Origin of the sequence: Streptomyces xanthophaeus (assembly GCF_000725805.1) — a bacterium.
GTDB classification, from domain to species: Bacteria; Actinomycetota; Actinomycetes; order Streptomycetales; family Streptomycetaceae; genus Streptomyces; species Streptomyces xanthophaeus.
Window position 1 is genome coordinate 1 of the sequence record NZ_JOFT01000014.1, and the last position, 24,352, is coordinate 24,352.

General features: G+C 70.0%; 30 protein-coding genes, 1 tRNA gene and 1 pseudogene. 9 read left to right on the forward strand and 23 right to left on the reverse strand.

Translation table 11 applies throughout. The features are described from left to right. Positions 1-313: pseudogene (locus tag IO30_RS44480) on the forward strand (iron-sulfur-binding reductase); the annotation flags it as partial. A 95-nt stretch (positions 314-408) separates the two neighbouring features. On the opposite strand, the gene IO30_RS0108765 reads toward IO30_RS44480, so the two are convergent. After that, the gene (locus IO30_RS0108765; RefSeq protein ID WP_031140980.1) at positions 409-1,503 is read right to left on the reverse strand and encodes a hypothetical protein; all 1,095 of its coding nucleotides are present in this window, start codon (positions 1,501-1,503) and stop codon (positions 409-411) included. Positions 1,504-1,780: 277 nt separating this feature from the next. Between IO30_RS0108765 and IO30_RS0108770 the strand changes: the two genes are divergently transcribed. Beyond that, on the forward strand, positions 1,781-2,674 hold the full coding sequence (locus IO30_RS0108770; protein ID WP_031140982.1) for a Yip1 family protein: 894 nt from the start codon (positions 1,781-1,783) through the stop codon (positions 2,672-2,674). Between the two features lie 67 nt (positions 2,675-2,741). On the opposite strand, the gene IO30_RS0108775 is transcribed toward IO30_RS0108770, so the two are convergent. After that, positions 2,742-3,239 (reverse strand): phosphoribosyltransferase, encoded by a 498-nt coding sequence (locus IO30_RS0108775; RefSeq protein ID WP_031140984.1) that lies wholly within the window; start codon positions 3,237-3,239, stop codon positions 2,742-2,744. Continuing rightward, positions 3,236-3,823: a dCTP deaminase gene (dcd, locus tag IO30_RS0108780; protein WP_031140986.1), complete on the reverse strand. Its 588-nt coding sequence runs from the start codon at positions 3,821-3,823 to the stop codon at positions 3,236-3,238. Before dcd ends, IO30_RS0108775 begins: the two co-directional genes overlap by 4 nt. A 471-nt stretch (positions 3,824-4,294) precedes the next feature. Here dcd and IO30_RS0108790 point away from each other — a divergent pair. Further along, positions 4,295-4,368: transfer RNA gene (locus IO30_RS0108790), tRNA-Gly, on the forward strand. Between the two features lie 51 nt (positions 4,369-4,419). On the opposite strand, the gene IO30_RS0108795 is transcribed toward IO30_RS0108790, so the two are convergent. The 12 genes from IO30_RS0108795 to IO30_RS0108850 all read right to left on the reverse strand — a co-directional run bounded on the left by IO30_RS0108795 (position 4,420) and on the right by IO30_RS0108850 (position 11,525). Further along, positions 4,420-5,565, reverse strand: coding sequence for a tyrosine-type recombinase/integrase (locus IO30_RS0108795; protein ID WP_031140987.1), 1,146 nt, complete (start codon positions 5,563-5,565; stop codon positions 4,420-4,422). Next, positions 5,565-5,777: an excisionase family DNA-binding protein gene (locus tag IO30_RS0108800; RefSeq protein WP_031140989.1), complete on the reverse strand. Its 213-nt coding sequence runs from the start codon at positions 5,775-5,777 to the stop codon at positions 5,565-5,567. The genes IO30_RS0108795 and IO30_RS0108800 overlap by 1 nt, the downstream gene beginning before the upstream one ends. Further along, positions 5,770-7,248, reverse strand: a complete 1,479-nt coding sequence (locus tag IO30_RS0108805; RefSeq protein WP_031140990.1) for a replication initiator — start codon at positions 7,246-7,248, stop codon at positions 5,770-5,772. Before IO30_RS0108805 ends, IO30_RS0108800 begins: the two co-directional genes overlap by 8 nt. A 5-nt stretch (positions 7,249-7,253) precedes the next feature. Then, the gene (locus IO30_RS0108810) at positions 7,254-7,436 is read right to left on the reverse strand and encodes a hypothetical protein (RefSeq protein WP_031140992.1); all 183 of its coding nucleotides are present in this window, start codon (positions 7,434-7,436) and stop codon (positions 7,254-7,256) included. Between the two features lie 90 nt (positions 7,437-7,526). Further along, on the reverse strand, positions 7,527-7,712 hold the full coding sequence (locus IO30_RS0108815; protein ID WP_031140994.1) for a hypothetical protein: 186 nt from the start codon (positions 7,710-7,712) through the stop codon (positions 7,527-7,529). 51 nt (positions 7,713-7,763) lie between these two features. Continuing rightward, positions 7,764-8,309: a GGDEF domain-containing protein gene (locus tag IO30_RS0108820; protein ID WP_031140996.1), complete on the reverse strand. Its 546-nt coding sequence runs from the start codon at positions 8,307-8,309 to the stop codon at positions 7,764-7,766. Between the two features lie 5 nt (positions 8,310-8,314). Beyond that, a complete protein-coding gene (locus tag IO30_RS0108825; protein WP_031140999.1) occupies positions 8,315-8,644 on the reverse strand; it encodes a hypothetical protein in 330 nt (109 codons plus the stop codon). A gap of 12 nt (positions 8,645-8,656) precedes the next feature. Next, positions 8,657-8,812 (reverse strand): hypothetical protein, encoded by a 156-nt coding sequence (locus IO30_RS45890; RefSeq protein WP_167347252.1) that lies wholly within the window; start codon positions 8,810-8,812, stop codon positions 8,657-8,659. 20 nt (positions 8,813-8,832) lie between these two features. Beyond that, a complete protein-coding gene (locus tag IO30_RS0108835) occupies positions 8,833-9,021 on the reverse strand; it encodes a mobile element transfer protein (protein WP_031141001.1) in 189 nt (62 codons plus the stop codon). Between the two features lie 21 nt (positions 9,022-9,042). Continuing rightward, positions 9,043-9,729, reverse strand: a complete 687-nt coding sequence (locus tag IO30_RS0108840; protein ID WP_031141003.1) for a DUF2637 domain-containing protein — start codon at positions 9,727-9,729, stop codon at positions 9,043-9,045. A 114-nt stretch (positions 9,730-9,843) separates the two neighbouring features. Continuing rightward, positions 9,844-11,193, reverse strand: coding sequence for an FtsK/SpoIIIE domain-containing protein (locus tag IO30_RS0108845; RefSeq protein WP_031141006.1), 1,350 nt, complete (start codon positions 11,191-11,193; stop codon positions 9,844-9,846). Between the two features lie 2 nt (positions 11,194-11,195). Continuing rightward, complete coding sequence (locus IO30_RS0108850) at positions 11,196-11,525, reverse strand: SCO3933 family regulatory protein (RefSeq protein WP_031141008.1); 330 nt, start codon at positions 11,523-11,525, stop codon at positions 11,196-11,198. Positions 11,526-11,676: 151 nt separating this feature from the next. On the opposite strand from IO30_RS0108850, the gene IO30_RS0108855 reads away from it, so the two are divergent. Beyond that, complete coding sequence (locus IO30_RS0108855; protein ID WP_031141010.1) at positions 11,677-12,543, forward strand: GntR family transcriptional regulator; 867 nt, start codon at positions 11,677-11,679, stop codon at positions 12,541-12,543. After that, positions 12,530-13,222: an HAD family hydrolase gene (locus IO30_RS0108860; protein ID WP_031141012.1), complete on the forward strand. Its 693-nt coding sequence runs from the start codon at positions 12,530-12,532 to the stop codon at positions 13,220-13,222. Before IO30_RS0108855 ends, IO30_RS0108860 begins: the two co-directional genes overlap by 14 nt. Before the next feature lie 480 nt (positions 13,223-13,702). Here the strand turns inward: IO30_RS0108860 and IO30_RS45310 are convergent, their stop codons facing one another. The 4 genes from IO30_RS45310 to IO30_RS0108875 form a co-directional block, all read right to left on the reverse strand. Next, complete coding sequence (locus tag IO30_RS45310; protein WP_157853161.1) at positions 13,703-14,233, reverse strand: hypothetical protein; 531 nt, start codon at positions 14,231-14,233, stop codon at positions 13,703-13,705. A gap of 260 nt (positions 14,234-14,493) precedes the next feature. Continuing rightward, positions 14,494-14,808, reverse strand: coding sequence for a hypothetical protein (locus tag IO30_RS0108865; RefSeq protein WP_031141013.1), 315 nt, complete (start codon positions 14,806-14,808; stop codon positions 14,494-14,496). A 583-nt stretch (positions 14,809-15,391) separates the two neighbouring features. Next, the gene (locus IO30_RS0108870) at positions 15,392-15,868 is read right to left on the reverse strand and encodes a cupin domain-containing protein (protein WP_031141015.1); all 477 of its coding nucleotides are present in this window, start codon (positions 15,866-15,868) and stop codon (positions 15,392-15,394) included. A 191-nt stretch (positions 15,869-16,059) separates the two neighbouring features. After that, positions 16,060-16,551, reverse strand: a complete 492-nt coding sequence (locus tag IO30_RS0108875) for a MarR family winged helix-turn-helix transcriptional regulator (protein WP_031141017.1) — start codon at positions 16,549-16,551, stop codon at positions 16,060-16,062. 58 nt (positions 16,552-16,609) lie between these two features. Here IO30_RS0108875 and IO30_RS0108880 point away from each other — a divergent pair, with 58 nt between their 5' ends. Continuing rightward, a complete protein-coding gene (locus IO30_RS0108880) occupies positions 16,610-17,734 on the forward strand; it encodes a questin oxidase family protein (RefSeq protein WP_031141019.1) in 1,125 nt (374 codons plus the stop codon). Beyond that, a complete protein-coding gene (locus IO30_RS0108885; RefSeq protein ID WP_037893538.1) occupies positions 17,731-18,495 on the forward strand; it encodes an alpha/beta fold hydrolase in 765 nt (254 codons plus the stop codon). The genes IO30_RS0108880 and IO30_RS0108885 overlap by 4 nt, the downstream gene beginning before the upstream one ends. 44 nt (positions 18,496-18,539) lie before the next feature. On the opposite strand, the gene IO30_RS0108890 is transcribed toward IO30_RS0108885, so the two are convergent. Beyond that, positions 18,540-19,001 carry an SCO4225 family membrane protein gene (locus tag IO30_RS0108890; RefSeq protein WP_031141023.1) on the reverse strand — a complete coding sequence of 154 codons (462 nt, stop codon included), beginning with the start codon at positions 18,999-19,001 and terminating at the stop codon, positions 18,540-18,542. Between the two features lie 205 nt (positions 19,002-19,206). Then, positions 19,207-19,821 (reverse strand): TetR/AcrR family transcriptional regulator, encoded by a 615-nt coding sequence (locus tag IO30_RS0108895; protein ID WP_031141025.1) that lies wholly within the window; start codon positions 19,819-19,821, stop codon positions 19,207-19,209. A gap of 127 nt (positions 19,822-19,948) precedes the next feature. Here IO30_RS0108895 and IO30_RS0108900 point away from each other — a divergent pair, with 127 nt between their 5' ends. Continuing rightward, positions 19,949-20,896, forward strand: coding sequence for an alpha/beta fold hydrolase (locus tag IO30_RS0108900; RefSeq protein ID WP_031141027.1), 948 nt, complete (start codon positions 19,949-19,951; stop codon positions 20,894-20,896). Here IO30_RS0108900 and IO30_RS0108905 read toward each other — a convergent pair. Beyond that, positions 20,880-21,731: a helix-turn-helix transcriptional regulator gene (locus IO30_RS0108905; RefSeq protein WP_031141029.1), complete on the reverse strand. Its 852-nt coding sequence runs from the start codon at positions 21,729-21,731 to the stop codon at positions 20,880-20,882. The genes IO30_RS0108900 and IO30_RS0108905 overlap by 17 nt on opposite strands. Before the next feature lie 148 nt (positions 21,732-21,879). Between IO30_RS0108905 and IO30_RS0108910 the strand changes: the two genes are divergently transcribed. Further along, the gene (locus tag IO30_RS0108910; RefSeq protein WP_037893540.1) at positions 21,880-22,695 is read left to right on the forward strand and encodes an alpha/beta fold hydrolase; all 816 of its coding nucleotides are present in this window, start codon (positions 21,880-21,882) and stop codon (positions 22,693-22,695) included. 19 nt (positions 22,696-22,714) lie between these two features. Here IO30_RS0108910 and IO30_RS41800 read toward each other — a convergent pair whose 3' ends face one another. Further along, positions 22,715-24,238 (reverse strand): glycosyltransferase family 39 protein, encoded by a 1,524-nt coding sequence (locus tag IO30_RS41800; RefSeq protein ID WP_031141033.1) that lies wholly within the window; start codon positions 24,236-24,238, stop codon positions 22,715-22,717. Positions 24,239-24,352: the final 114 nt, after the last annotated feature.

Consider the following 24,352-nt stretch of genomic DNA (forward strand, 5'->3'; position numbering starts at 1 on the left):
GCTCACCGACTCGGTCAACGGCAAGAAGAACGACGGCCAGGCCAAGGAACACGTCACCGTCGTCGACGTCGCCCAGCTCCTCCTCGACTCCGTCAAGACCCCGGAGCCGGAACCCGAGCCGGAACCCGAGCCGGAGCCGGAGCCCACGCCGGAGGCAGAGCCGGAGCCGGTCGCGGAGGCCAAGGCTGAGGCGAAGGCCGAGCCCAAGCCCGAGCCGAAGGCGGAGCCCGAAGCGAAGGCCGAGCCCGAGGCGAAGGTTGAGCCCGAGGCCGAGGCGAAGGCCGAGCCCGAGGAAGCCAAGCAGGACAAGTAAGCACGGAGTCGGGCGAGTCCCGACGCAGCAGCGGCCGGCCCCCACCAGGGACCGGCCGCTGCTGCGTGTTCAGGCCCGCCGGGGCCGGGCCGGGATCAGCCCTCGTCCCCCGCACGGTGGCGGCGCAGCATCGCGAAGCCGAGGCCCGCAGCACCGACCGCGGCCATGCCGCCGCCGGCGGCGAGCAGCACCGGCGTCTCCTCCTTCGGCGGGGTGACCCCCTCCGCACCGGCCTTCACGCCGCCCTTCGGGACGACCCTGTCGACGACGGGCTTCTCGACGGGCTTGCTGACGAGGTCCTTCTTGACGTCCGGCTCGACGTCCTTCTTCACGTCGTGCTTCCCGGTGTCGACCGTGTACCGCTCGACCAGCTTGCCGCTGAAGTCGTAGACCCAGCTGTTGCCGCCGCTCTTGCCGTCGATGACGACGAACTTCACGCGCTTGCCGTCCTGGACGAGCTTGTACGTCCAGCCGTCGTTGAGCGCGCTCGGGTTCTTCAGGTCGACAGTGCCGAGCAGGTTCCCGTTCGGCATGGAGATCTCGACGCGCTTGCCCTTCGGACCGTCCACGAGCTTGGCGATCCGCCCGTCGGGCATGGCGATCCGGACCCAGGTCTCCTTGCCGGCCTCGGGCTTGACCTCCGGCTTCGGCTTCGGCTTCCCGACCGGCGGCTTCGGCTGCGGCGCGCCCTCCAGCCACGAGGTCACGGTGCCGTTCGGCTGGAGCACGACGTGGAGTCCGTTGTTCTGGCCGTACGCCGCCGCGCCGCCCTTGCTGACCAGCGTGTCCAGCTTCGTGGAGCCCGCGTAGATGTCGGCCTCGAAGTGGTCGTCGCCGATCTTGTAGACCTTGGCGATCGACCCGTCCGCCAGCTTCACCGTGGTGACGTACGCACGGAGCTCCGGGGTCGGCTTGACCGGCGGGGTCGTGGGCGGGGTGACCGGAGGCGTCGTGGGCGGGACGGACGGGTCCACCTGCGGCTGCTCCACCTCGGGCCGGTCCACCTGCGGCTGGTCGACCTGCGGCTGGTCGACCTGCGGCTGGTCGATGCCGGGCAGCACCTGCGGGTCCGGGACGGCCGGGGAATCGGCGAAGGCGGACCCGACGGGGAGCGCCAGGACGGCGGACGCGCCGGCGACGACGACGGCGGTGCGGAGGGTGGTGCGGCGGGGGCGGCGGGGGCTGCGCATGCGGGGACTCTTCTCCTGCTCGTTCTTGCTCGTACGTCGGTGCGTTCGTGCTGCGTGGCGTCGACAGGAACGAAACTACGGACCCCATATATGCATATTCATTCGGGAACGTAACGAACCTCCGCAGAATGCAGCGCAGCCACGTAAACCGGACATCCGGCCGAGGTGGGGAACACCCCCCGGGGTACCCCTAGGGGATGTCACAGGTCAGCCGCAAAGGCGGCCGGTTCCGGCACCCCGGCCACCCGGCCGCGCCGGACCAGGTACTTTCGATCACGTGGCTGGATTCAGGATCGGACGCGGCCGGGACAACAACCGCTCTCCGCAACAACCCCCGCGGCAGCAGCCGTACGGTCAGCAGCAACCGCCGCCGTACGGCCAGCAGCCCTACCCACCTGCCGGTGGACCCCCTCAGCAGCAGTGGCCCCAGCAGGCCGCCGCCGGGGGCCACGGCGAGCCCGAGTACTTCGACCCGTACGGACAGCAGCCCCAGGCGCAGCCCCCGTACGGCCCGGGACCGGGCTACACGAACGACAACCCGGGGCACACCCAGGTCTTCGCTTTCGGTGAGGATCCGTACAGCCAGGGCGCGACGTACCAGGCCGGGGCGGCCTCGGCAGCCCCGGCGGGTCCGCGGCTGCCGTGGAAGGAGCTCCTGCGCGGCATCGTGACCCGCCCGGGGCAGACCTTCCTCCAGATGCGCGACTACGCCGTCTGGGGCCCGGCCCTGACCGTGACGTTCCTCTACGGGCTCCTCGCCGTCTTCGGCTTCGACGACGCCCGCGAGGACGCGATCAACGCGACGCTGTCCAAGGCCGTCCCGATCGTCCTGTCCGCGGGCGTGGCCTTCGTCATCTGCGGCCTGCTCCTGGGCGCCGTCACGCACACCCTGGCCCGCCAGCTGGGCGGCGACGGCGCGTGGCAGCCGACCGTGGGCCTGTCGATGCTGGTCATGTCCGTCACCGACGCCCCGCGCCTGCTGTTCGCGGTGTTCCTCGGCGGCGACAACATGGTCGTGCAGGTGCTGGGCTGGGCCACCTGGGTGGCGGCCGGCGCCCTCTTCACCTCGCTGATCAGCAAGTCGCACGACCTGCCGTGGCCGAAGGCCCTGGGCGCGTCCGCGATCCAGCTGATCGCCCTGCTGTCGATCATCAAGCTCGGCACGCTGTAACCCGTACGCGCAAGGGCCCGCCGCGCAGGTGACTGCGGGGCGGGCCCTTTGCGGTGTCCGGTGCGGATCAGGCGTCGAGGACCTGGCCCTCGCGCTTGACCACGGGCGGCTCCACCGACCAGGGGAAGTTGATCCACTCGTCGGTCTTCTTCCACACGTACTCGCACTTCACGAGCGAGTGGGACTTCTCGTAGATCACGGCGGAGCGCACCTCGGCCACGTGGCCGAGGCAGAAGTCGTGGACCAGCTTCAGCGTCTTGCCGGTGTCGGCGACGTCGTCGGCGATCAGCACCTTCTTGTCGGTGAAGTCGATCGCCTCGGGCACGGGCGACAGCATGACCGGCATCTCGAGCGTGGTCCCGACCCCCGTGTAGAACTCGACGTTCACGAGGTGGATGTTCTTGCAGTCGAGCGCGTAGGCCAGCCCGCCCGCGACGAAGACCCCGCCCCGGGCGATGCTCAGGATGATGTCGGGCTCGTAGCCGTCGTCGGCGACGGTCTGCGCCAGCTCGCGCACGGCGCGCCCGAAACCCTCGTAGTTCAGGTTCTCGCGTACTTCGCTCATGCCTCGTGCCTCACCTGGGTGCGGTGGAAGTTCTGGAAGGAGCGCGAGGCGGTCGGCCCGCGCTGCCCCTGGTAGCGGGACCCGTACCGCTCACTGCCGTACGGGAACTCCGCGGGCGAGCTGAGCCGGAACAGGCACAGCTGCCCGATCTTCATGCCCGGCCAGAGCTTGATCGGCAGCGTGGCGAGGTTCGACAGCTCCAGGGTCACGTGGCCCGAGAAGCCGGGGTCGATGAACCCGGCGGTCGAATGCGTCACCAGCCCCAGGCGGCCCAGGCTGGACTTCCCCTCCAGTCTGGAGGCGATGTCGTCGGGCAGCGAGATGACCTCGTACGTCGAGGCGAGCACGAACTCGCCCGGATGCAGGATGAACGCCTCGTCCCCTTCGGGCTCGACCATCCGCGTCAGGTCGGACTGCTCGACCGCGGGGTCGATGTGGGCGTAGCGGTGGTTCTCGAAGACCCGGAAGAACCGGTCGAGACGTACATCGATGCTGGAGGGCTGCACCATCGACTCCTCGAACGGGTCGATGCGAACCCGTCCGCTGTCGATCTCGGCCCGGATGTCTTTGTCAGAGAGAAGCACGTCCCGAGGATACGCAGAGCGCACGGGCCACCCCCAATCGAGAGCGGATGCCCGCGCGCCCCGGCCCAGCCCTTACCGCTGGCTACCGCTTCACGGCGCCCACGGGCACGGCGTGCCTCAGCCGCGCGCACCGCGGGCAGCGCAGCAGCCGCCCGGGTCCGATCCGGCCGGCACCGAGGTGCTGCAGCGGGAAGGAGGCGGTACTGAACACGTGCCCTTCGGCACAACGGACGACGGTGTGCTCCATCGAGTCCCTTTCCCCAACGAGCCGTACTGCGACGAATCGCCACATTAGGGGATGTTCGGCCACTTGCTCCAGCCGCCGCTCCGCGCCCCTACGGTACGCCCCAACTCCCGCACCCACACGCCTCGGTGCACGCCACACACGACGACGACCCCGCGGAAATTCACCGGGGGTCGATCATGGGGTAGAGTGAGGCACGATACGGCTCCAGGCAACTGGAACGCTGTGCGGATGTAGTTTAATGGTAGAACATGAGCTTCCCAAGCTTATAGCGCGGGTTCGATTCCCGTCATCCGCTCCATTGCAAAGCCCCAGGTCAGCGACCTGGGGCTTTTGTGTTGGCTAGACCTCTCTATTGCTCTCGTGCCAGTTCCGTGCCAGAAGCCTCGGCACGCAGCGCCTGCACCCGGGCATCGATCCCTGCGGCGACTTCCTTCTGCCGGGCCAGGTTCGAGTGCTGGTAGACCATGGCCGCCTTCTCCGAGGACTGGCCGGCGCGGACCATCGTGTCCTTCAGCGTCGCCCCGGACTGCGTCGACAGGGTGTGCCCGGTGTGACGAAGGTCGTAGAGGGTGAAGCCATCCGGCAGTCCGACTTTCTTACGGGCCTTCTTCCACTTCCGTCCAAAGGTCGTCCGCCGAAAGGGGGCACCCCGCTCCCCCACGAAGAGCAGGCCGTCCGGCTCTTGCTCCGCGTACAGATACATGTGGAGCTTGAGGTCAGCCTTCATGAACTCCGGCAGGACGATGAACCTCCTGCCCGCCTCGGACTTGGTGTCACCGGGCGCCCGCTTGCCGGTGTTCAGCTCGGGCTCAGCGGACCGCACCCAGACGCCGTTGTTGACCAGGTCGACGTCATGCCGCCGCAAAGCTGCTTGCTCCTCAGGTCGGGCGGGACCGTAGGCGGCGATGTAGACGAGGAGCCGCCAGCGTGCGCCCATCTCCTGAGCGAGCGCGTCAACCTGCTCGACGGTGGCGGTGGGCCGCTCCGCGGGCGACTCCTTCCCGGCGCCCTTGATCCGGCACGGGTTCCGGCGGATCAACTCGTCGTCGGCAGCGGTCTCCATGATCGCCTTCAGGAGCCGGTACGTCTTCGCCACGGTCGTGGCCCCAGTCGCCTTGAGCCGATCGGCGCGCCAGGTACGGACGCGGGGCGGGGTGATCTCGTCCAGGTCCAAGTCCTCGAAGGTCGGCAAGAGGTGCAGCCGGAGCAGCCGCCGGTACAGCTCATCGGTGGTGGCCGCGAGCCCTCTTTCCTCGATCCACTGAAGTGCGTACTCACCGAAGTTGACGGCTCCGGCGTCCGGGTCCCGCCAATCCCCCTTGTTGATCTCGGTCTGCTTCTCGGCGAGCCAGTCGTCCGCGTCCCTGGTCGTCTCGAACGTCTCCGGCGCCGGGCGCATCACGCCGTCAGGCCCCGGGTAACGAGCTTGGATCCGACCGGACGGCAGCTTGCGAATGGCACCGAACCGGCGCCGTCTGCCCTTGCTGTTGGCCATCAGGCAGCCCTCCGGTAGCGGGAGCGCTGCGGCCGACGCGGCTCGACGGTGTTGGCGGCGATGTACTCCTGAACCGCGCTCTCCGGAATCCGCACGTGGGTACCGACCTTGACGTACCGGATACGACGCTCGGCGACGAGGCGGCGTGGGAACCTCACGGTGGTCCCGAGCAGTTCGGCGACCTGGACGACGGACAGGTATCGCTCACTCATCTCGTTCCCCCATGAGTTCTTCTCGGGCGATCTCGCGGTTGAGCCGGATGTCGCGGCGGATGTTGGCGGCGAGCCAGGACTCACCGGGGGTGGAGCCGTGGCCGGCGTAGGACCAGTGGGCGACGACGAGGAGGGTGGCCTCGGGGTGGTCGTCGGGGTCGGGCAGGCCGAGGGAGGCGCGTTGCTGGGCGGCGCGGTAGTCGGCGCGGACCTGTCGTAAGGCCCCGAGGGTGGTCGAGTAGTTGCGGGACTTGGTGGAGAAGTGCCCGCGGAAGCCGAGCATGTGAGCCCAGCCAGCGAGGCGGCGGCTCGGGTAGACCGCTTGGAGTTCGATGCAGGCTGCCATGAGACGACGGACGTGATCGGGGACAAGCAGTCTTGCGAGGTCTTCACGGGTGCCCGTTCCGTGGCACCCAGCGCAGCGGCTGAGAGCGGACCCCGGACGGTCGTACCGGTCGGAGACCCCGGTTCCCCCGCACTTGCGGCAGTGCACAGCTTCATCGGTGGCACCCGTGCTCTCGGCTGCCTTGGTCGCGTACTTGGCGACGTAGGAGGCGACCGCCTGCTCTGTCAGGTCTTCCCCGTTGCCGAAGGCGCCGATGGGCTTCACGTCGATCTGCTCGCCCCACTGGAGCAGCCAGTCGTTGGGGAAGCCGTGCTCCGGGCTGGCGGGCACAACGACACTGACGCGGGCTGCAGCGGCCCGGATGGCATCGGTAAGCAGGTCGAGGGTGGCCCACACCGGGGGCGGGCTGTCGGGCCCGTCCGGTCCGTCGAAGCGGATCACGGCGTGGAAGTGCACGGCTCCGCGCTTCTGGTACTCGGCGACCTTGCCGAAGGAGACGCGGGACTGTTCGCGGGCAGCTTTCTGGGTGAGGCCGGCGCGGGCGGCGATCTCTCGGCGGAGGTAGATCGTGAAGTAGCGCCACAGCTCGGAGGCGTGGTTGTTCCACAGCACCGCACCGGCGTAGTCGTAGGTGGCCGGGTCGAGCGGGGTGCCCAGTTCCTCGGCGTCTTCGGGGTGCCGGATGCCGCAGCGGCAGGGGCGGGTGCCGGGGCGGTTGTGGACGGGGCCGAAGGACGGGGCGGTCAGGGTGGCGAAGACGCGGGGGTGATCGCGGATCGTCTCGGGGGTGCCCTTGTCGGGGTCGCCGACGAGTCCGGCGCGGATGAGGTGGTAGGTGTCGCCCGCGTAGGTCCAGGCGCAGGCGGGGCAGCGGGAGGCCCGGCGGTTGCCGCAGGCGACGCGGAGGACGCCGCCGGGTTCGGTGTCGGTGTTGTAGGCGTGGATCACGGTCCGGGTGGCGGGGTCGATGAGCTTGGTGCCGCCGGAGAGGCGGATCGGGGCGGCGCATCCCCCGGTGCGGCGGATCTGTTCGTGGAGGCGGTCGAAGCCGGGAGCCCCGGCCACCCGGAGCAGATCGCTCAGGGTGGCCGGGTCCAGGCCCGCCATGGTGGCGGCGTCGGTCAAGGCGGTCACTTCCCGGCGTGGGTGAGGGCGGCCGGGGCGGTGCGGTTGCCAGTGCCCTTGCAGGCCGGGCAGGTGGCGGGAAGAGTGCGGCGCTGCCCGTCCGAGTTGGTGGTGCCGGTGGTGATGTGGACGACGGGGAAGCCGTCGCAGTGGGAGCAGGCACGCGCGACCGGAGGCTGGGGCATCATGGGCTTTCCCTTTCGGGTCCGATGGATCTGGAATGGGTGGAGCCGTCCGGGGCGGCGGAAGTTTGGCGACCGAGGCCGCCCCGGAGGGCGTTACTTGATGCGGTGACCGCGCTTCTGCGTGGCGTTGAAGATGCGCTTGTCCTCGCGGGTGGCGGTGCCGTTGCCGATCCGGTCACGGATCTCGTTCAGGCGACGGCCACTCTCGCGCTTGGCCTGCTCGAACCGCCGATCCTGTTCGTCGTGGTCGATTTCGGGACGCTTGCTGAAGAAGCGCATGTCAGTGACCTTCCTTGGTTGGTGAGCGGGGAGCCTTGCGACCGAAGCCGCCTAGCGTGTGTTGCGCCTGCCGTGGCCCTTGGCGGCGTACATCGAGGAGTCAGCCGCGGACAGGGCGTCGGTGAGGGTGGGCACCGGCAGGTTTTCGCGGTGGCAGTGGCCGACCGAGGCAGAGACCGGCAGGGTGCAGCTGTTGTGCGTGACGGGCTGGCCCAAGGCGGTCCGAAGTTGGTGGAGGCCCGACGTGCGATCCGGGTCGGTCACGATGGCGGCGAACTCGTCTCCGCCGATGCGGGCGGCGATCCCGTGGCGTCCGCACCAGCTGCTCAGCCGTTGTGCCGTGGCGGTGAGGACGGCGTCTCCGGCGGCGTGGCCGTGGGTGTCGTTGGTGGCCTTGAAGTTGTCCAGGTCGACCAGGAGCACGAACGCTCCGGGGTGCCTGGCGATGAGGCGTTCGGCGCGGGCGGTCCAACCGGCGCGGGTGTGGAGGCCGGTCAGGGGGTCGCGGCGGGCGGTGGACAGGCGGTGCCAGAGCATTCCGCCGTGCAGGGCCCAGCCCAGGGCCGGTAAGCCCGCAGCGATGACATGCGTGTCCATTCGGGTCACCGGCCCCTCTGAAGGTCCTTGACGAGCAGCCGCAGGACCACCGCGATCACGGCGACGGAGACGCCGGTGATGGCGACCGCCAGGAGCATCGAGACGAGGACAGCGCCGACGACGAGGACGACAGCACCACCGCCGGCGGCGAGGGCGACCACGCTGCCGGGGGTGAGCTGGACCGCGGTGCGGGCCGGGGCTACGGGCACCGAGGCCGAGTCGTGGCGGTCGCGGGCCATCGGCGCGGACTCACGGTGCTCGACGCCGGAAGGCTGTACGAGCGGGGAGACGATGCCGGTCGGGAGCGGGTTGACCGGGATGCGCGGTCGGAGCATGGCGGGCTCTCCCTACTTGGTGATCGGGTCGAGGAGCGGGGCAAGGAAGCTGTCGGCGAGGAGGTAGCCGCCGATGAGGAGCACGGCCACGAGCCACAGCGGCGGGCGGATGAGCTTGTAGCCGAGGAAGCCGACGACGATCAGGGCGAGCCACAGCGGTACGTCCATGACGCGGGTCTCCTTTGTGATCAGCGCGCTTTGCAGCGGTGGGTCCGGGCGGCGAGTTCGGCGGCGGCGCGGGTGAGGTAGTCGGCGGAGAAGTCGCAGCCGGGGGCGGTGCATACGGCGGTGTGCCGGGTGCGGCCGCGGCCGTCGTGGTGGGTGCCGACCTGCACCGGGCCGATGCGGATCACGTGGTGGAAGCGGTTCGGGCGCACGGGTCTGTCCCTCCTTTCCTGTCAGGCGAGTTGGACGGCGATGGCGTCCGCCAGCGCGGGCGGGACACCGAGACGGCTCCGCAGAGTCGCCGAGTCGATCGGGGACCCGGTCTGTGCCTGGTGGGCGTCCGCGATCTTCTGGGCGTGGTCAAGCAGAGCGGGCGGAACCGGCAGCGCGGGCCGGTCCCGAGCAGGCTCCGGCGGTCCGGGCTGAGGCGGTGCGGGCTGCGGAGCAGGTTCGGCCGGCGGCAGCTCGGGAGCCGGTTCCGGGGCACGCTCCACGGTCACGTCAGGGACGGGCTCGACCTCGGCCTGGTCCGTGGGCTCCGGCTCCGGCTCGCGGACCGGGGCAGAGGCATGAGCCAGCAGGGTGCCGCCGAGGAAGGCGAGCGCGGGCCAGCCAGCGACGAGGATGCGCAGCCAGGGCGGGACGTTGTTCAGGTCGAGCAGTCCGGCCGTGGCGACGTTGGCGCCGAGCGACGCGACCAGGGCGATGGCGAACCAGAGCCATGCGTCGCGGTTCTCGGTGTCGGTGCGCATCCGGCGCCATGCGGCGACCAGGAGCAGGTCGACGCTGACCGGGTAGGCCCACGCCTTCCAGCCGTCCTGTCCTGCCGCTGCTGCCAGGTCGTGCAGGTGGGCGAAGGACAGGGCACCGGCGATGACGGCCTGGATGAGTACGGCGTCGAGGCGGAGGGTGCGGGACACGGGTCACCTCCTTCCAAGGGGGCCGGTGCCGAGCTGTCTTCCGGCACCGGTTCGGGCATGGGTCGGGTAGGGACCTGGCGCGAGACGGCCGCGCCGACCAAAGGGAGAGAAGTGCTAATCCGCGGCCGGAATCGGCTTCACGAGCGGAACGGACCCGGCAGCCGGAGCCACGGCAGGGATCACCGGCCGGAACGGGGCCAGGGCGGGAAGGGCCGGGGTCAGGTGCGCGAACTGGGCGCAGGCTGCGGCGGCTTCCTCCGCGCTCAGCTCCGGGGTGCGGATACGGGACCAGCCCCCGGAGGAGTCACCGGCCACCGCGACGCCGGGCTTGTCGGGCGGGATCGTCGTCACGGCGACAACCGCGTCCGGGGCAATGTCGCCCAGGCCCATGTCTGCGGTCTGCTTGTCATTCACCCGATGGACCACGCGGCCGGTGAGCTGGGCCCGGAGCGTGGTGGCTCCCTTGCCCAGTTCGGAACCGAAGCGCTGGCCGCAGATTTCCAGGTAGATGCCGGCAGCGCGAGCCATCTGCCCGAGGCGGATCATCTGCATGACCATCCGGTCCCGGCGCTCCTCGTCCTTCTTCACCGCCACAAGGAACAGCTCCGCCACCTCATCGACGAGCAGCACGATGGGCACCGGCCGGACCTCTTCGGGCAGGGCCCACAGATCGGCGGCCCCGTACTCGCTCAGCAGGTCGAAGCGGGATTCCATCTCGTCCACGAGCGCGTCCAGGAGTCCGGATGCCTCCTCCGGCGTGACGGCGAGCGCCGAGAGACGCGGCGCATACCGGCGCTGTTCGACTCCCCGCTTGCAGTCGATCCCGACCAGGGCGACCCGCAGCCGGGCCAGCCCGGCGATCAGGTTCCGCAGATACATCGTCTTGCCCGACTGGTTAGCGCCGAGCGTCAGCGCGTGAGGGACCTTGAGGTAGTCCCTGACAAACGCAGTGCCGTCATCCCGGAGCGCGACCGGAACCACCATCTGACCAGTCGGCCGCCGACGCGGCATCTTCACCCGCCGCAGCACGTCGTAGCCGGTCATCCGCAGCTCTACGAACCCGGGCCTGGTCTCGATGACGCGGACGGAGTGGACACCCCAGGCGTGCCGCAGCCGTTCCGAGGCCGCGATCACGTCGGAGGGCTCCAGCCCGGCCGGAAGACGCAAGGTGACCCGCATCCCGGTCGAGGACCCCCGTACCCCGCGAACCTTCGGAGGAACAGGCTGCACGTCACTGCGGCGGGCGACGTTACGGACCAGGAACGCCCGCAGGCGGGACGGCTGCACCGTCAGCCCGCACACGTCCATCGTGGCCCGGTAGCTCGCTGCGAACCGCACACAGGCCGCAGGCAGACCGGCCACGGACCAGAAGAGGCGCGGCGCACGGTGCTTCGCGTATCCGAGACCACCGCCCACACCGGCCAGCGGGACGCCGACCTCCCATAAGGTCGTCAGGTCGGCCACGGTCAGGCCCCGGCCGTGAGGGCGACGGCACGGAACGAGATGCCGTGCCGGGTCTGCCCGTTGAACGTGTTCTCCCAGTCCCGCGCCTTCAGCCCGATCACCGACACCGGCATACCCGGCACCAGCCCCTCGGGGAGACCCGTCTCCGGCACGGTCACCTGGTAGAGGTTGCCCTCCCCCTCGTCCGAGATCAGCAGGCCCACCGTGGACAGCCCGGCACCGGTCTCCCGGTCCATCGCACGCTCACCGGTCTGCTTGCTCACGAGCTTCGGGGTCGGAGCCGTGGCCACGAACACCACAGCGGTCGACGTGTCTACCTTGAACGACGGCATGGTTCTCCTTCAGAGATGCCAGCAGGAAGCTAGATGACCAACTTGGCTAGCCCGGTTGGTCACATCTCGAAGGTAGGAGAGATGGCTAGCCATGTCAACAACATGACTGGCATGACTGTCCTGCCTCATAGGGGTCCCCTACCATCGACCCATGACCTTCGTCCCCGAGCCCCTCGACCCAGATGACGACCGAGCCCCGTACGAGCAGGTAGCGAGCAGCCTCAGCGCGGCCATCCGCACGCGGAAGCTGGGCCCCGGCGAGAAGCTCCCGTCGCACGCGAAGCTGACGGAGCACTACGGGTTCGCTCGGGCGACGATCCAGCGCGCACTGCGCGACCTCGAAGACGAGGGCCTGGTGGTCTCTCGCAAGGGCAGCGGCGTCTACGTCCGCAACCGGACCGAGCGGCCGGCGGGCCTGCGCCCGTACGTCGAGCAGGCGTTCTCCAAGGACCGCGTGACGATCGACTTCGCCGGGTTCTCCAGCGAGACGCTGCACGGGGCGCTTCAGGAGCCGCTCGACAAGATCCGGGTCGGGCGCCTCACGCCGTCGAGCATCACCATGCGGATACTCGTCCCGGACATGTCTGTGCCCCAGGCCGCGCCGGTGCGCAAGGATGACGGCGCGGACGACAAGCGGCTCCGCGACCGCATGCACGACATCATGGTCAGCTACACCCGCAGCATCCGGGACGCCATCGCCGAGCTAGAGCACCTGGGACTGGTCGCCGAGACGCAGATCAGCGTCCGCGTCCACAGCGGTACGCAGTTCTTCAAGCTCTACGTGATCAATGATGAAGACGCGTTCTTCGGGTACTACCCGATCCGCCCCAACAAGGTCGTCGCCCAGGGCGAGACGATCGAGATTTACGACCTCGTGGGCAAGGACGCCACGCTCTTCCACCACTCGATCAACGACGGCGAGTCCTCCAGCGGAGCGCAGCAGGTCCAGCAGGCCCGCATGTGGTTCGACAGCGTGTGGGAGACCATCGGAAGGGACTTCGACCTTGACGCACGATGACCGGCTCTCTGGGACTCTTGCGAACGCGCGCGTCGTCTTCTTCGACTTCGACGGGCCCATGTGCGACGTGTTCGCCGGGTTGCCCGCTCCCAAGGTCGCCGAGCAGCTGACTGCCCTGCTCTCATCCGTGGACCAGGCAGCGGGCGCCAAGGCTGCCGAGACCGACGATCCGATCGAGGTCTTGCGCATCGCCCACGAAGCAGGGGCCGCCATCGGCCAGGAGGTAGAACGTGCGCTGACGGAGGCAGAGGTCGAGGCTGTTGCCGTGGCCGGGCCGCCGACCGCGGGAGCGGTGGAAGCCCTCCGGGCGACGCGGACGTCTGGGCGGGTGGCGGTGGTGGTGAGCAACAACTCCGCTGACTGCGTCAGGCGCTTCGTGGAGCTGCACGGTTTGGGTGAGTACGTAATGGGGATCGTCGGCCGACCCTCTGGGCAGCCCCACCTGATGAAGCCGAACCCGTATCCGCTCATCACCGCGGCCGAGCAGGCGCACATGGACGTCACGCACTGCACGCTGATCGGTGACTCGCTCACGGACATCCAGGCCGCTCATGCAGCCGGTACGACGGTCATCGGCTACGCCAACAAGCCTCACAAGGCCGCCCTGTTCGCTGGCGCGGGAGCCAACGCCGTTACCGATGACATGCAGGCCATCGCCGAGGCACTCATCACGGCGTAGCCGAAGGAGCAGGGCGGACCTGTTACAGGTTTCTCTACCTCATCAAGCACCCGGCTGCGCTCCGCTCCGCCGGGCGGGCTTCCCGGCTCCGCTCGGGGCGACGCTCCTGCCTGCGGCCCGCTCCGCCCCCGCTGCGCCGACGCCCGCCCCTGCGACTGGGATAGGCCCAAAGGCATGAGTCAAGCCCTACGGACCGCCGGTGCCACCACTCACCGACATGCCTCCGGCGGGGGCGCTCCGACTCCGGGATGGCGGGGGCACCGCTGGCGGGTGCGACCCGTGGAGGGTTGAGGCGGGGAACTCCCATCCCATCTGCCATCGGCCCAGGACAAGCCGAGCAGACACGGCACCGGGCGTCCAGGTCGTTCGTACAGTGGCGCGCTCCACCTGGACGCCCGGCACCGCGTCCGCTCCACATACGTGTGGGCCGACGGCAGACGGGATGGGAGTTGGGGGTAAGTGGTGGTGACCGAGGGCGCCCTAGGGTGCCGGTTCGTCGATCTCGCTGAACCCAAGGGTGGCCCTTGCCTCTCCGAAGAATGCCTCAAGAGCGCGATCCGTCCCGTAGGTATCGAGGTAGCCGAACTTGAGATCGCTAGGTTCATCAGTCGGCCGAGGAATCGTAAGTGCTCTTACAAGCTTCCTTTCAACGGAAAGCAGTCGGTTATGAGCATCTTGGAACCGCTCAACCATGGCCAGCGGTCCGACCAAAGAGACTGCCGCAGTGCAGGAGAGTCCTTCGCGACGTAGTTCAGTTGCTCCACGCCGTACGTCACGAAGATCCTCTTCCCCCGCGTTCCAGCCCAGAACAGTCCAGTTGTTCAGCTGGGCCAGATACGCCATCAGGTGCTCGCCACACCGGGCATACGTATCGCGTCGCAGCTGCTCAATCCGAGCCTTCTGCTGGTCGAGGGATTGCTGTTTCAGCTGACTGCGACCCGCCAGCCAGGTAAGGATGCCGGTGATCAGGCTTGCTGCCAGCGCAGCACCTGCCGCAAGTAACGCGCTCAAGACGTTCCCCTCCCCGCACAACGGTTAGTGCTCAGGAGTAAAGCAGTGAGACACGGGGGTCAACCGGTTCCATGTGTTGGCTGCCAGTCAGCACCACTGTCCTGATCCCGAGGGCAGCACGGTTCTGGGAGGGTCGACCGGCTAGAGCTACGGATCAGAAGGTCACACCAATGGGACACAGTTCGGTCCTACGCCAGACCGTCTCGGCCTCAGCAATACCTGGTTCCCGGCTGACCAGGCGGGCGCTACCGCCTCGGCCGTTACCGGCCTGGCTTCCAATCCGTATCGAGGATGGCGGCATGCACAGCAGCAGCGATCATCGTGATCGAGAGAACGCCGCCTACCCAGTTCTTCGGGTTGCCGACGATTGAACCCAGGAATGCCGTTCCGTAGATGATCACCGCATACGCCGCCGGCACAGCCATGCTGACGACACGCTTCTTGGCTGCGATGAAAAACAGAGGCGGTGCGAGAAGGCCTGCCGTCGCTACGACCGCGATGACCCAGACCACCTTGTGCACTGTGCTTGCGTACATGCGAGCCTGGATGGGCGCGTTGATGTATGGATTCGTCATGGTTCCCCCTGGCTTCACAGATGCCTAGTGTGACCCACGACACCCGCAGTCCGAAGGGGTTTCGAACGATCCGCGGAGCGAACCTCAGCGCTCGCTTGACTGGTGTAGGCCGTCTACTGCCGTCCCCACAAGGCGGCTTGGCGGTCGCATGCCAGTCGCGTGCCAGATACGGGGGGCAACAGCAGTCAATGGCTGGTCTCGCAACGAGCCCCAGGGGGCGCGCCGACACTCGTTTCCCCTGGCCAGAGAGGCACAAGGGGCTCGAAGATCTGTGATTCCCAAGCTTATAGCGCGGGTTCGATTCCCGTCATCCGCTCCATTACAAAGCCCCAGGTCAGCGACCTGGGGCTTGTTTATTGTCTAGACCTATCCGGCCCGCGTGCCATAAGCGCCGTAACGGGGCGTCAGATTGGACGCCGAGTGGTCACTGACGGCCACCCTTGGCCCCCGGTTCGTCACCTCCGCCGGGCTGCTCCGGCCGGAGCCACGAGCGGGGGAACGATCCTGTGGACGGTGGCGGTCGCACTGGTGCTTTCGGCTCGCCTCGGGGCCAGGAACTACTGCCGCGACAAGCCCTCGCTGGTCAGGCGTGCTCGTCCGACGGCTGCTGGGCAGGCTGGATCGACCACGATGGCGGCTCGTCGTTGCCTGAGTCCTCGTCGCGCTCCGCGTCGGCGGCTGTCGCATGGACGTTGCCCGCCGCGTGGTGGACCGGCGCGTAGACGGCGTAGAGCTGCAGGGTCTCGTCACCGATGTTGGTGACGTTGTGCCAAGTGCCGGCGGGCACGAAGACCGCCCAGCCGTCCTCGACCTCCCGGTCGAAGTCGAGCCGGTCCTTCGTGCGGCCCATCTGGACGCGGCCCCGGCCTGCGTCGAGTCGTAGGAACTGGTCGGTCTCCGGGTGCGTCTCCAGGCCGATGTCCTCACCCACCGGGATCGACATGAGGGTCAACTGGAGGTACTTCCCGGACCAGGCGACCGCGCGATAGTCCGTGTTGTCGAGTGTCGCCTTCTCAAGGTCGAAGCTTTGAGGTTCCGGCCCGATGTCCTTGATGGTCATACTTCTCTCCCGGTCAACGAAGGCGGTACGCGGTCGCGGTCTGCCCCAGCCCACGTCAACCTTCTCAGAGCCTTGTGCTCTTGTGGCCACAAGCGCGCGAGCCGCTACCGCACAAAAGCGCAGCCCGCTGGGCATCGGTCACCGACAAGGGCGGAATCCAGCGCCCGCCCGCAGGGGCGCGCACAACGCGCTCACTTCTGCACTTCACGGACCCAGGCCGTGAGGCCCGTCAGGAATCCCGCCCTCTCGTCGGGCGACAGCCCCTCCAGCGCGCGTAGCAGCGGTTCGATCCGCCGAACGATGAAGGCTTCGAGCGGCAGACGGTATTCCTCGGCCAAGGACACCAGGACGCGGCGGCGGTTCGCCTGATCCTCGACCCGGTCCACGATGCCGGCCCGGCTCAGGGCTCCGACCAGTTCGCTGGCGGTGGACAGCGACACCTGGAGCCGTCGGGCGATCTCACTGACGGCCAGCGGCTGTCCGGCCAGCAACTGGGGCAGTACGGCGCCGTGGCGCGGCGTCAGGCCATGCGCCTCCATGACGCCCCGCAAAGGCTCCGGCATCAGATCCCGTACGACCGAGCCTCGGTAGAAGGGCTCCAACAACGGCACGAGACCGGCGACTTCAAGCTCGTCCGGGGTCGGCTTCCGTGACGCCTTCCCGGCGTTCTCGCTCTGCGGCATGTTACAAGTGTATATGGTTCGGGTATCCGAACTGTTGGGCTATCCGAAGGATGCTCTCATGCCGTCGATCAGCTACAGCGATGCGCTCAATGACGCCCTGGAACGCATGGACGACCTGGGGTACGAGCGAGGACAGGGGGTGGATCTCGCCAACCACGGCCCGATGGGCGCCGAGGCGCTCGCGGTGCTCGGGCAGGCGGACGAAGTCGCCCGGTGGGTGGGGCGCTACCGGAAGGCGATGGAACACCACGAGCCTCCCGCCGCCCGCTTCGCCCTGGACCCCGCGGACGAGTCCTCGTGGCGTCCCGCCCTCGGCACCTTCCGGCGGGCCGGGGACTGGGAGCGGCTCTTCGTCCGCGAACTGGCCGAGGCGCACTGGCGCGAGGTGCTCGTGCGCTGGTGGCCCCGCCTCCTTCCGGGGCTGTTCGCGGGCTTGACGCACGGGGTCATCCGCACGGCGCATGCCGTACGCGGGCTGTACGCGACCGGCGACGGGGGCACGGTGCTCCAGCTGAAGGAACTGGCCCGGGGCCTGGCCTACTGGGCGGCCCGCTACAGCGAACTCCCCGGCCGGCCGCGACTGCACGGCCCCCACGAGCTGCCCGACGCGGTCGCCACGCTGCCCCGCGTACCGCTCGACGGCCCGATGGGGCCGGGTACCGCCCGCCACCGCCTGGACACGCTCGCCGAACTTCCGGGCTACGGCGCGTCCTTGGAGGCACTGGCCCCGCAGCAGGCACCCCGGCTGCTGAGCGAGATGACGGCCCAGTTCGCCGATGTCTATCTCGGCCACCCCGAGGTGTACCCCGTCCCGCTGATCCACGGGGTCACGGCCCCCGCCGCCGTCCGCCTCGTACTCCCGCATCTGCCGCAGGAGTTGTACGAGCCGACGCTGGCCCGGCTCTGGCAGGTGCAGTCGGCGTTCCTGTTCGCCTTCACCTCGGACCGGCGCGACGAGGGCACGGCGGCCTGGCAGTCGGAGGTGCCGGATCTGCCCCCCTTGGACGAGCTGGGCGCCCGCGCCGCCGAGCACGGCGACGAGCACGTCATCAAGTTCACCGAAGCGTGCCTGCGCGAATACGCCCTGCGGCCCGACCCGCGCTACCCGGCCGCCGCCTTCGCCGCGCAGCGGCGCATCACCCGCCTCGACGCCGGCGGCGGGGTCCGCGGAGCCGCGTCATGATGCACGGACTGCCCTGCCTGTCGGCCGGCGAAGGACCGCCGTTGATCGTCCTGCTCTTCACACCGGAGGCGGCCGTCCCCACGGGCGCGAGCCGCCGGCTCACCCTGCGGATGCTGCGGCCCTTCTCCGAGCGGTTCACCACGCACCTCCTGATCCGCCCGCCCGGCCTGCCGCCGACGACGACCATGGCCCGGCTCGCCGCTGTCCACGCCGACGCGATCCGGGCGACCTTCAGCGAACCGGTGAACGTGCTGGGCCTGTCCACCGGCGGGTCGCTCGCCCTCCAGCTCGCCGCCGACCATCCCGAGCTGGTCGACCGCCTCGTCCTGGGCGGTACGGCCTGCACCCTCGGCCCGGTCGGCAGGCGCGCCCAGCGCCGCTACATCGAGCGCGCACGGCGAGGCGAGCGGCCGAGCCCTGCACTGGCAGAGATGCTCACCGGTTCGGCGATCGGCCGGACGGCGCTGGGGTGCCTGCTCTGGCTCATGGACGGCCGCCACGATCACCTGGACGCCGCGACCATGCTGGCCGCCGAGGACGGCTTCGACCTGCGCGGCCGATTGCACGAGATCCAGGCGCCCACGCTGCTTCTCCAGGGCGAGGAGGACATCGTCTACCCACTCGACCTGGCCCGGCAGACCGTCAACGGCATTCCTGACGCCCAGCTCGTCGTCTACCAGGACCGCAGCCACGGCGGAACCTTCACGGACAAGCGGTTCGCCGCCGACGCCCTCGCCTTTCTGCGGAATGACCGGCCCTGAGTTCCAGTCGCCAAAGCCCAGGCGGAGGCTCTTGGGCTCTCGGGCTAGACCTGCGCACTCCTGGCGTCGCGCCGCCGCGCCACGTAACGGAGCAGGGCCCAGATCGCCGCCGCGTTGACCAGGGCGCCGACCAGGACCGCGCCGTGGAAGCCGAGTTCGGACCACATGTCGAGCTTGCCGTCGACGGACGTGTCCGGTGCCACCCAGTCCGAGGGGCGCGGGGCGGACTCCGGCAGGAACTCCGTGGGCAGCGGCTCCGGAGGCGGCTGCGAGCCTTCGTAGACGGGCCCCTCCACCGGGGCCGGCTCGTCCAGGGCGTCCGCCGCAGGTCCGAAGCTGCTCAGCAGGAGGACGCTGACCGGCGCCGTGGCCAGGATCGGCCAGACTCCGAAGAACCCGATGTCCCCGGTCCGGCTGCCGACCGCGACGTAGAGCAGCATCGCGACCACCAGTGCCAGGTACGCACCGGGCACCCACATCTCAGCCTTCGACCAGCGCCGCACCATGACGTTCCCCGTTCCGATTCGTTCCGCTCCGTTCGACCTGCGCCCAGTCTCGAAGCTGCCGAGGACCGCCACCTGAGTACGCCTACTCATCCCGCTCGGCCCTGAGTACCTGGTCAGAGCCGTGCACGGCGAGCACACCGGGGACACCGGGCAACGTATCCCCCGTGTCCGGCACACGGGCCCCTGTGCGGGCCGCAGTTGGGGCTCAGCGGACGTGGGGAGCCGTGAAGATGCGGTCCAAGTGGTAACGGAGCACCGCGATCGCAGACTCCGGGCTCCGCTGGCCCACGAGGATGCTGGTGCCCATCGTCGCCGCCATCGCGAGCAGGCTGATCGCCTCCGTGCGTGCGTCGGCATCCGGGTCGCTCACGCCCGAGGCCGCCGCCTGTTCGAGGAGTCCGGTCAGTGCGTGCTCCGCGGCGTCGGGGTTGTCGATGAAGGGCTGGGCGGCCAGCGCCCCGTCGGTCACCGACAGGATCGCGTACGAGCTGTACAGCAGGTGGAACGTGCGGCTCTCCTCATCGGTCGGCAGCGAGGCCAGCAGCAGTGCCTCCACCGTGGCGCGCGGGCCCGGGTCCGGGCCGGCCGCGGCCAGTCGGGCGCCCACCCTCGCGGTGAAGCGGCCGGTCAGGTGCCGGAGGCCGTAGAAGAGCAGCTTCTCCTTCGTCTCGAAGTAGTACTGCACGAGCCGGAGCGATACGCCCGCCTCCGCTGCCACGTCGCGCATGCCGACGGCGTGCAGCCCGCGCCGCCCCGCGACCTGGATGAGCGCTTCGGCGATCTGGGCGCGCCGCTCCTCGTGATCCACCCGCTTCGGCATGTTCCCGTGTCTCCGCCTGTCGATGGTGGGTTCGCACTCCGCTACCCGAACCCTTTCATGATACCGATGTACCACATTGATGATACGGTCGTACCACGAAGAACGGATCTTCACAGGAGGTGCCGCCGTGCCCGAGAACACCACCCGCGTACGCCGCGATGTGGGCCGCTACGTCAACGACACCCTGCGCGAGCGCTACTTGGCCGCTGACGACGTGCTCCGCGCGATGGGGGCGCCCGCCCGCTCCGAGACGGACGTGGAGACGAGCTTCGGCACCACCCACGTCTACCGGTACGGACCCGCGGACCCCGCAGCCGAGTCCCGGACGCCGATCGTCCTGATCCACGGCGCGGCCTACTCGTCCGCGATGTGGTACCCCAACACCCCCGGGCTCAGCCTCGACCGGCCCGTCTACGCCCTCGACACCCCGGGCGACGCGAACCGCAGCGTCCACCGCGAGCCCATGTGGCAGCCCGAGCGCGCCGCCCAGTGGATGGACGAGGCCCTCGACGCGCTCGGGCTGGACCGGGTCCACCTCGTCGGCTCCTCCTACGGCGGCTGGCTCGTCCTCAACCAGGCCCACCGCCGGCCCGCCCGGCTCGCCTCGGTCACCGCCCTCGACCCCGGCGGCCTGGAGAAGGTCGGCCTGCGCTTCTTCGTCTGGATCTTCGTGAGCCTGTTCGCCACCTTCGCCCCGAAGGCGCTGCGCCCACGACTCGCCAAGTGGCTGGACCAGCCGGTCCTCGCCGTCCCCGAGATGCGCAAGTGGATCCAGCTCGGCGCCCGCGCGTACCGGATCCGCCGCCCCGCGCCCCTGCCGCTGGCCGAGGACGCGCTGCGGTCCATCCGGACCCCGCTCTACGTCATCATGGGCAAGCACAGCCTGCTCGTGCACCCGAAGCGGCAGCTGGAACGCGTACCGCGCCTCGTCCCCGGGGCCCGCGCCGAGATCATCAGCGCGACCGGGCACGGCCCGCAGATCGACCACCCGGACGTGGTCAACGCCCGGATGCTGTCCTTCATGGAGGACGCCGACTCCCTCGAAGGGTCCGCCGGCGTCAGCCGACAGCGGTGAACTGGCCGGTGCCCACGACCTTGAGCAGGGCGAGGCGTTCCGCGGTGTCGCTGCCGACGGGCGGGGTGAACAGGACCACGCGCTGGTCCCCCTCCGGGGCGAGCAGCACCTGGCAGTCCAATGCGACCGGGCCGATCAGCGGGTGGAGGACGCGCATGCGCGAGGCCCGGCGCACGGAGACCTCGTGCAGCTCCCACAGGGCGGTGAACTCCTCACCCGACGCCTTCAGCCGCTCCACCAGCCGGGTCGCGGCCGGGTCCGCGGCCCGTCGGCCCACGGCCGCCCGCAGGTCCGCGACGTGCAGCCGGCTGTAGTACTCGTGCTCCTCCACGGGGTACGCGGCGCGCTGGGCCGGGTCGGCGAACCAGCGCCAGACCACGTTGCGGCCGTGCTCGGACACCGTGCACACACCGCCCAGCAGAGCCTCGGCCATCGCGTTCTGGGCCAGGACGTCGCCGAGGTCACTGATCACCTGGACCGGCGTGGCCGGCATCTGGTCCAGCAGGTGCAGCAGTCCCGGGCCGACGTGGTCGCCCGAGGGGCGGCCGGCGGGCGGACGCCGGCCGGCCAGGAGGTGGAGGTGGTCGCGTTCGTCGTCGGACAGGCGCAGGGCGCGCGCCAGGGCGGCGAGCATCTCCGGCGAGGGCTGCGGCCCGCGGGCCTGTTCGAGGCGGATGTAGTAGTCCGCCGACATGCCCGCGAGTTGGGCGACCTCCTCGCGGCGCAGGCCCGGCGTGCGCCGCCGGGGGCCGACGGGCAGCCCCACGTCCTGCGGCCGTACCCGCTCGCGCGAGCGGCGCAGGAAGAGGGCGGCTGCCTCACGGTCGATCTTCATACGGTCAGTCTGCCGGACGGCCCGGATCCCAACCAGGGACTGCCGGTCCCAGGGTGAGGAGGTCTCTCCCGGCCGTCGCCGGGCGGCGGCACCGTAGGGCCGGCCGGAGTACGAACACCCCGGCTCACACCACAGTCGGGAGCACCCCATGGCCATCGTCGACGTCAACGGCGCGCAGGTCCACTACGAGAAGACCGGCTCGGGCCCCGCCCTGGTCCTGGTCCACGGCACCGGATCGGCCGGCAGCGCCCTCAACTGGGGCCGTACGGCGCCCCGGTTCACCCCGCACCGCACGGTGATCACCCCCGACCTGTCCGGCACCGACGCGACCGTCGACGACGGCGCCCCGCTGACCACCGAGGGCCTCGCCGCCCAGGTCATCGCCGTCATCGAGGACACGGTGGACCCGCAGGACGGACCGGTGGACCTGCTGGGCTTCTCGATGGGCTCCACCGTCGCCGCCGCCGTCACCGCCCTGCGCCCCGACCTGGTGCGGCGGCTGGTCCTCGTCGCCGGCTGGGCCCACACCGACAGCGACGCGTACCTGCGCAGCCTGTTCACCCTCTGGCAGGACCTCGGCAGCAGTGACCCCGCCTCCTTCGGCCGTGCCGTGGCGATGACCGGCTTCAGCCGCGGCTTCCTCAACTCCATCGGCCGCGAAGGGTTCGAGGCCCTCATTCCCAACCTGCCGCCCACTGCGGGCACCCTGCGGCACGTCGACTACGACCTGCGGGTGGACATCCGGCCCCTCCTGCCCCGCATCGAGGCACCCACCCTGGTGATCGGCGGCACCCAGGACATCACCGTCCCGGTCGAGCACAGCCGGGCCCTGCACACCGCGATCGCGGGGAGCTCGTACGCCGAGGTGGACGCGGGCCACGTCATGTTCTTCGAGCAGGAGGACGCCTTCGTCGAGCTCGTGGCCGACTTCATCGGGGGCCCTGCCACGACGAGCGGCGCATGAGCACGACCGAGCAGCAGCTTCACCGGCCGCCGCCCGGGCGTTCCTCAAGGGTGATGTCCACGCCGCGGGCGCTGTGGCGGTAGACCGGGGTGAAGCCGGCGCGGGCGAGGGTCCGTTCCTGGACCTGCTGCACCTCGGCGGCGGCCCGGAGGGCGTCGGCGGAGAGGTGGTTGCAGGTGATGTGCCAGACCCGGGGGGTGTGGTCCAGCCGCCGTTGCAGGACGGCCGGGTCGGCGGGGAGGCCGTCCAGGGCTCCGAGTTCGGCGGCCGTCCGGTCCGTGCCGAGGTCGGGGTGGCCCGTGAACGCCTCCTCGAAGGCGGTGGCCATCAGGCCGCACCGGGCCCCGCTGAAGAGGACGGCGTCGCCGGGGACGTCGAGGGTGCGCAGGGTGCCGATCACGGCGCGGGTGTCCCAGGGGCGGCTGTCCTCCTGACGGATGGCGAGGTGGGACGCGGCGAGGGGGACGGCCGCCAGGAGCGCGAGCAGCAGCTGCAGTCGCGCGGAGGCGACGGTGAAGGCGGTCGCGAGCAGCAGCGCCAGGGCCGGCAGGCAGAACAGCAGGTAGCGGTAGGCGAAGAGGGGGTGGCCGAGGGAGACCGCCATGAGGACCAGCGGGGGCACGGCCAGCCAGGGCACGCCGACGGCGAGGGCCAGCGGCGGGGCGTTGCGCCGACGGACCACGAGGAGGGTCAGGGCGGCAAGCGCGGTGAGGGTGAGCAGGAGTTTCAGCGCGGTCGGCAGGGTGTCCTGGCCGGGGGTGAGGAGCCAGGTGAAGTAGTTGAAGGGGGTCCCGGCGGTGACCGGTGCGGCTTCGCCCACGGCGGCGCTCTGGGCGGAGGCGAGGATCAGCAACGGCACGACGGCGGCGATGCCCGCGGCCTGGGCCAGCAGCAGGCGTACGACGGTGCGGCGGCCGGGACGCCGTAGGGCGAGGGTGGCCGTGTGGGCCGCCACCAGCAGCAGTCCCAGCACGTTGAACCAGCCGAGCAGGGCGATGAGCACGGCGTAGGAGACCGGCCGGCGGACCCGGGAGTCGCCGGACAGGGCCTTCACCAGGGCGCCCGTGGCCAGGACCGCCGCGGCCATGACGAAGGCGAACGAGCGGGCCTCCTGCGCGTACCGCGAGGCGGTCGGCAGCACGGCGAGCAGCAGGCCCGCGCAGAGTCCGAGGCGGGGGCCGCCGAGCAGCCGTCCCAGCCGGGACAGGCCGGCCGCCGCGACGGCCACCGCCACCGCGGAAGGCAGCCGCATCGTGAACTCGCTGACCCCGGCCACCTGCCCGACCAGGTACATCAGCACGTAGTGCAGGCCGTGCACCGCGTCGACGTGCCCCAGCAGCTCCGTCAGTTGCGTCCACGACCGCCGCGCCACGTCGAGGGTGACGATTTCGTCGGTCCACGCGGAGGGATTCGTACTCCCCCATACCCCGAGGGCGAGCCCGACGGCCGGGGGCGCCCACCCGGCCGCGCGCCTGCGCAAGGCTCGGCCGGCGGACGCGCCGGGTATGGCAGGCGGGGCGGGTCGGGGTGAGGTGGCGGTCACGGTGGCGCCTTCGTCGCTGGTACACCCGCACCGGGCGGTGCGGGGACGGGCGGCGAACAGCGTCACGCGTGACACCGGGCAGGATGCACCCCCACGCTCGATAGATTATGTGCA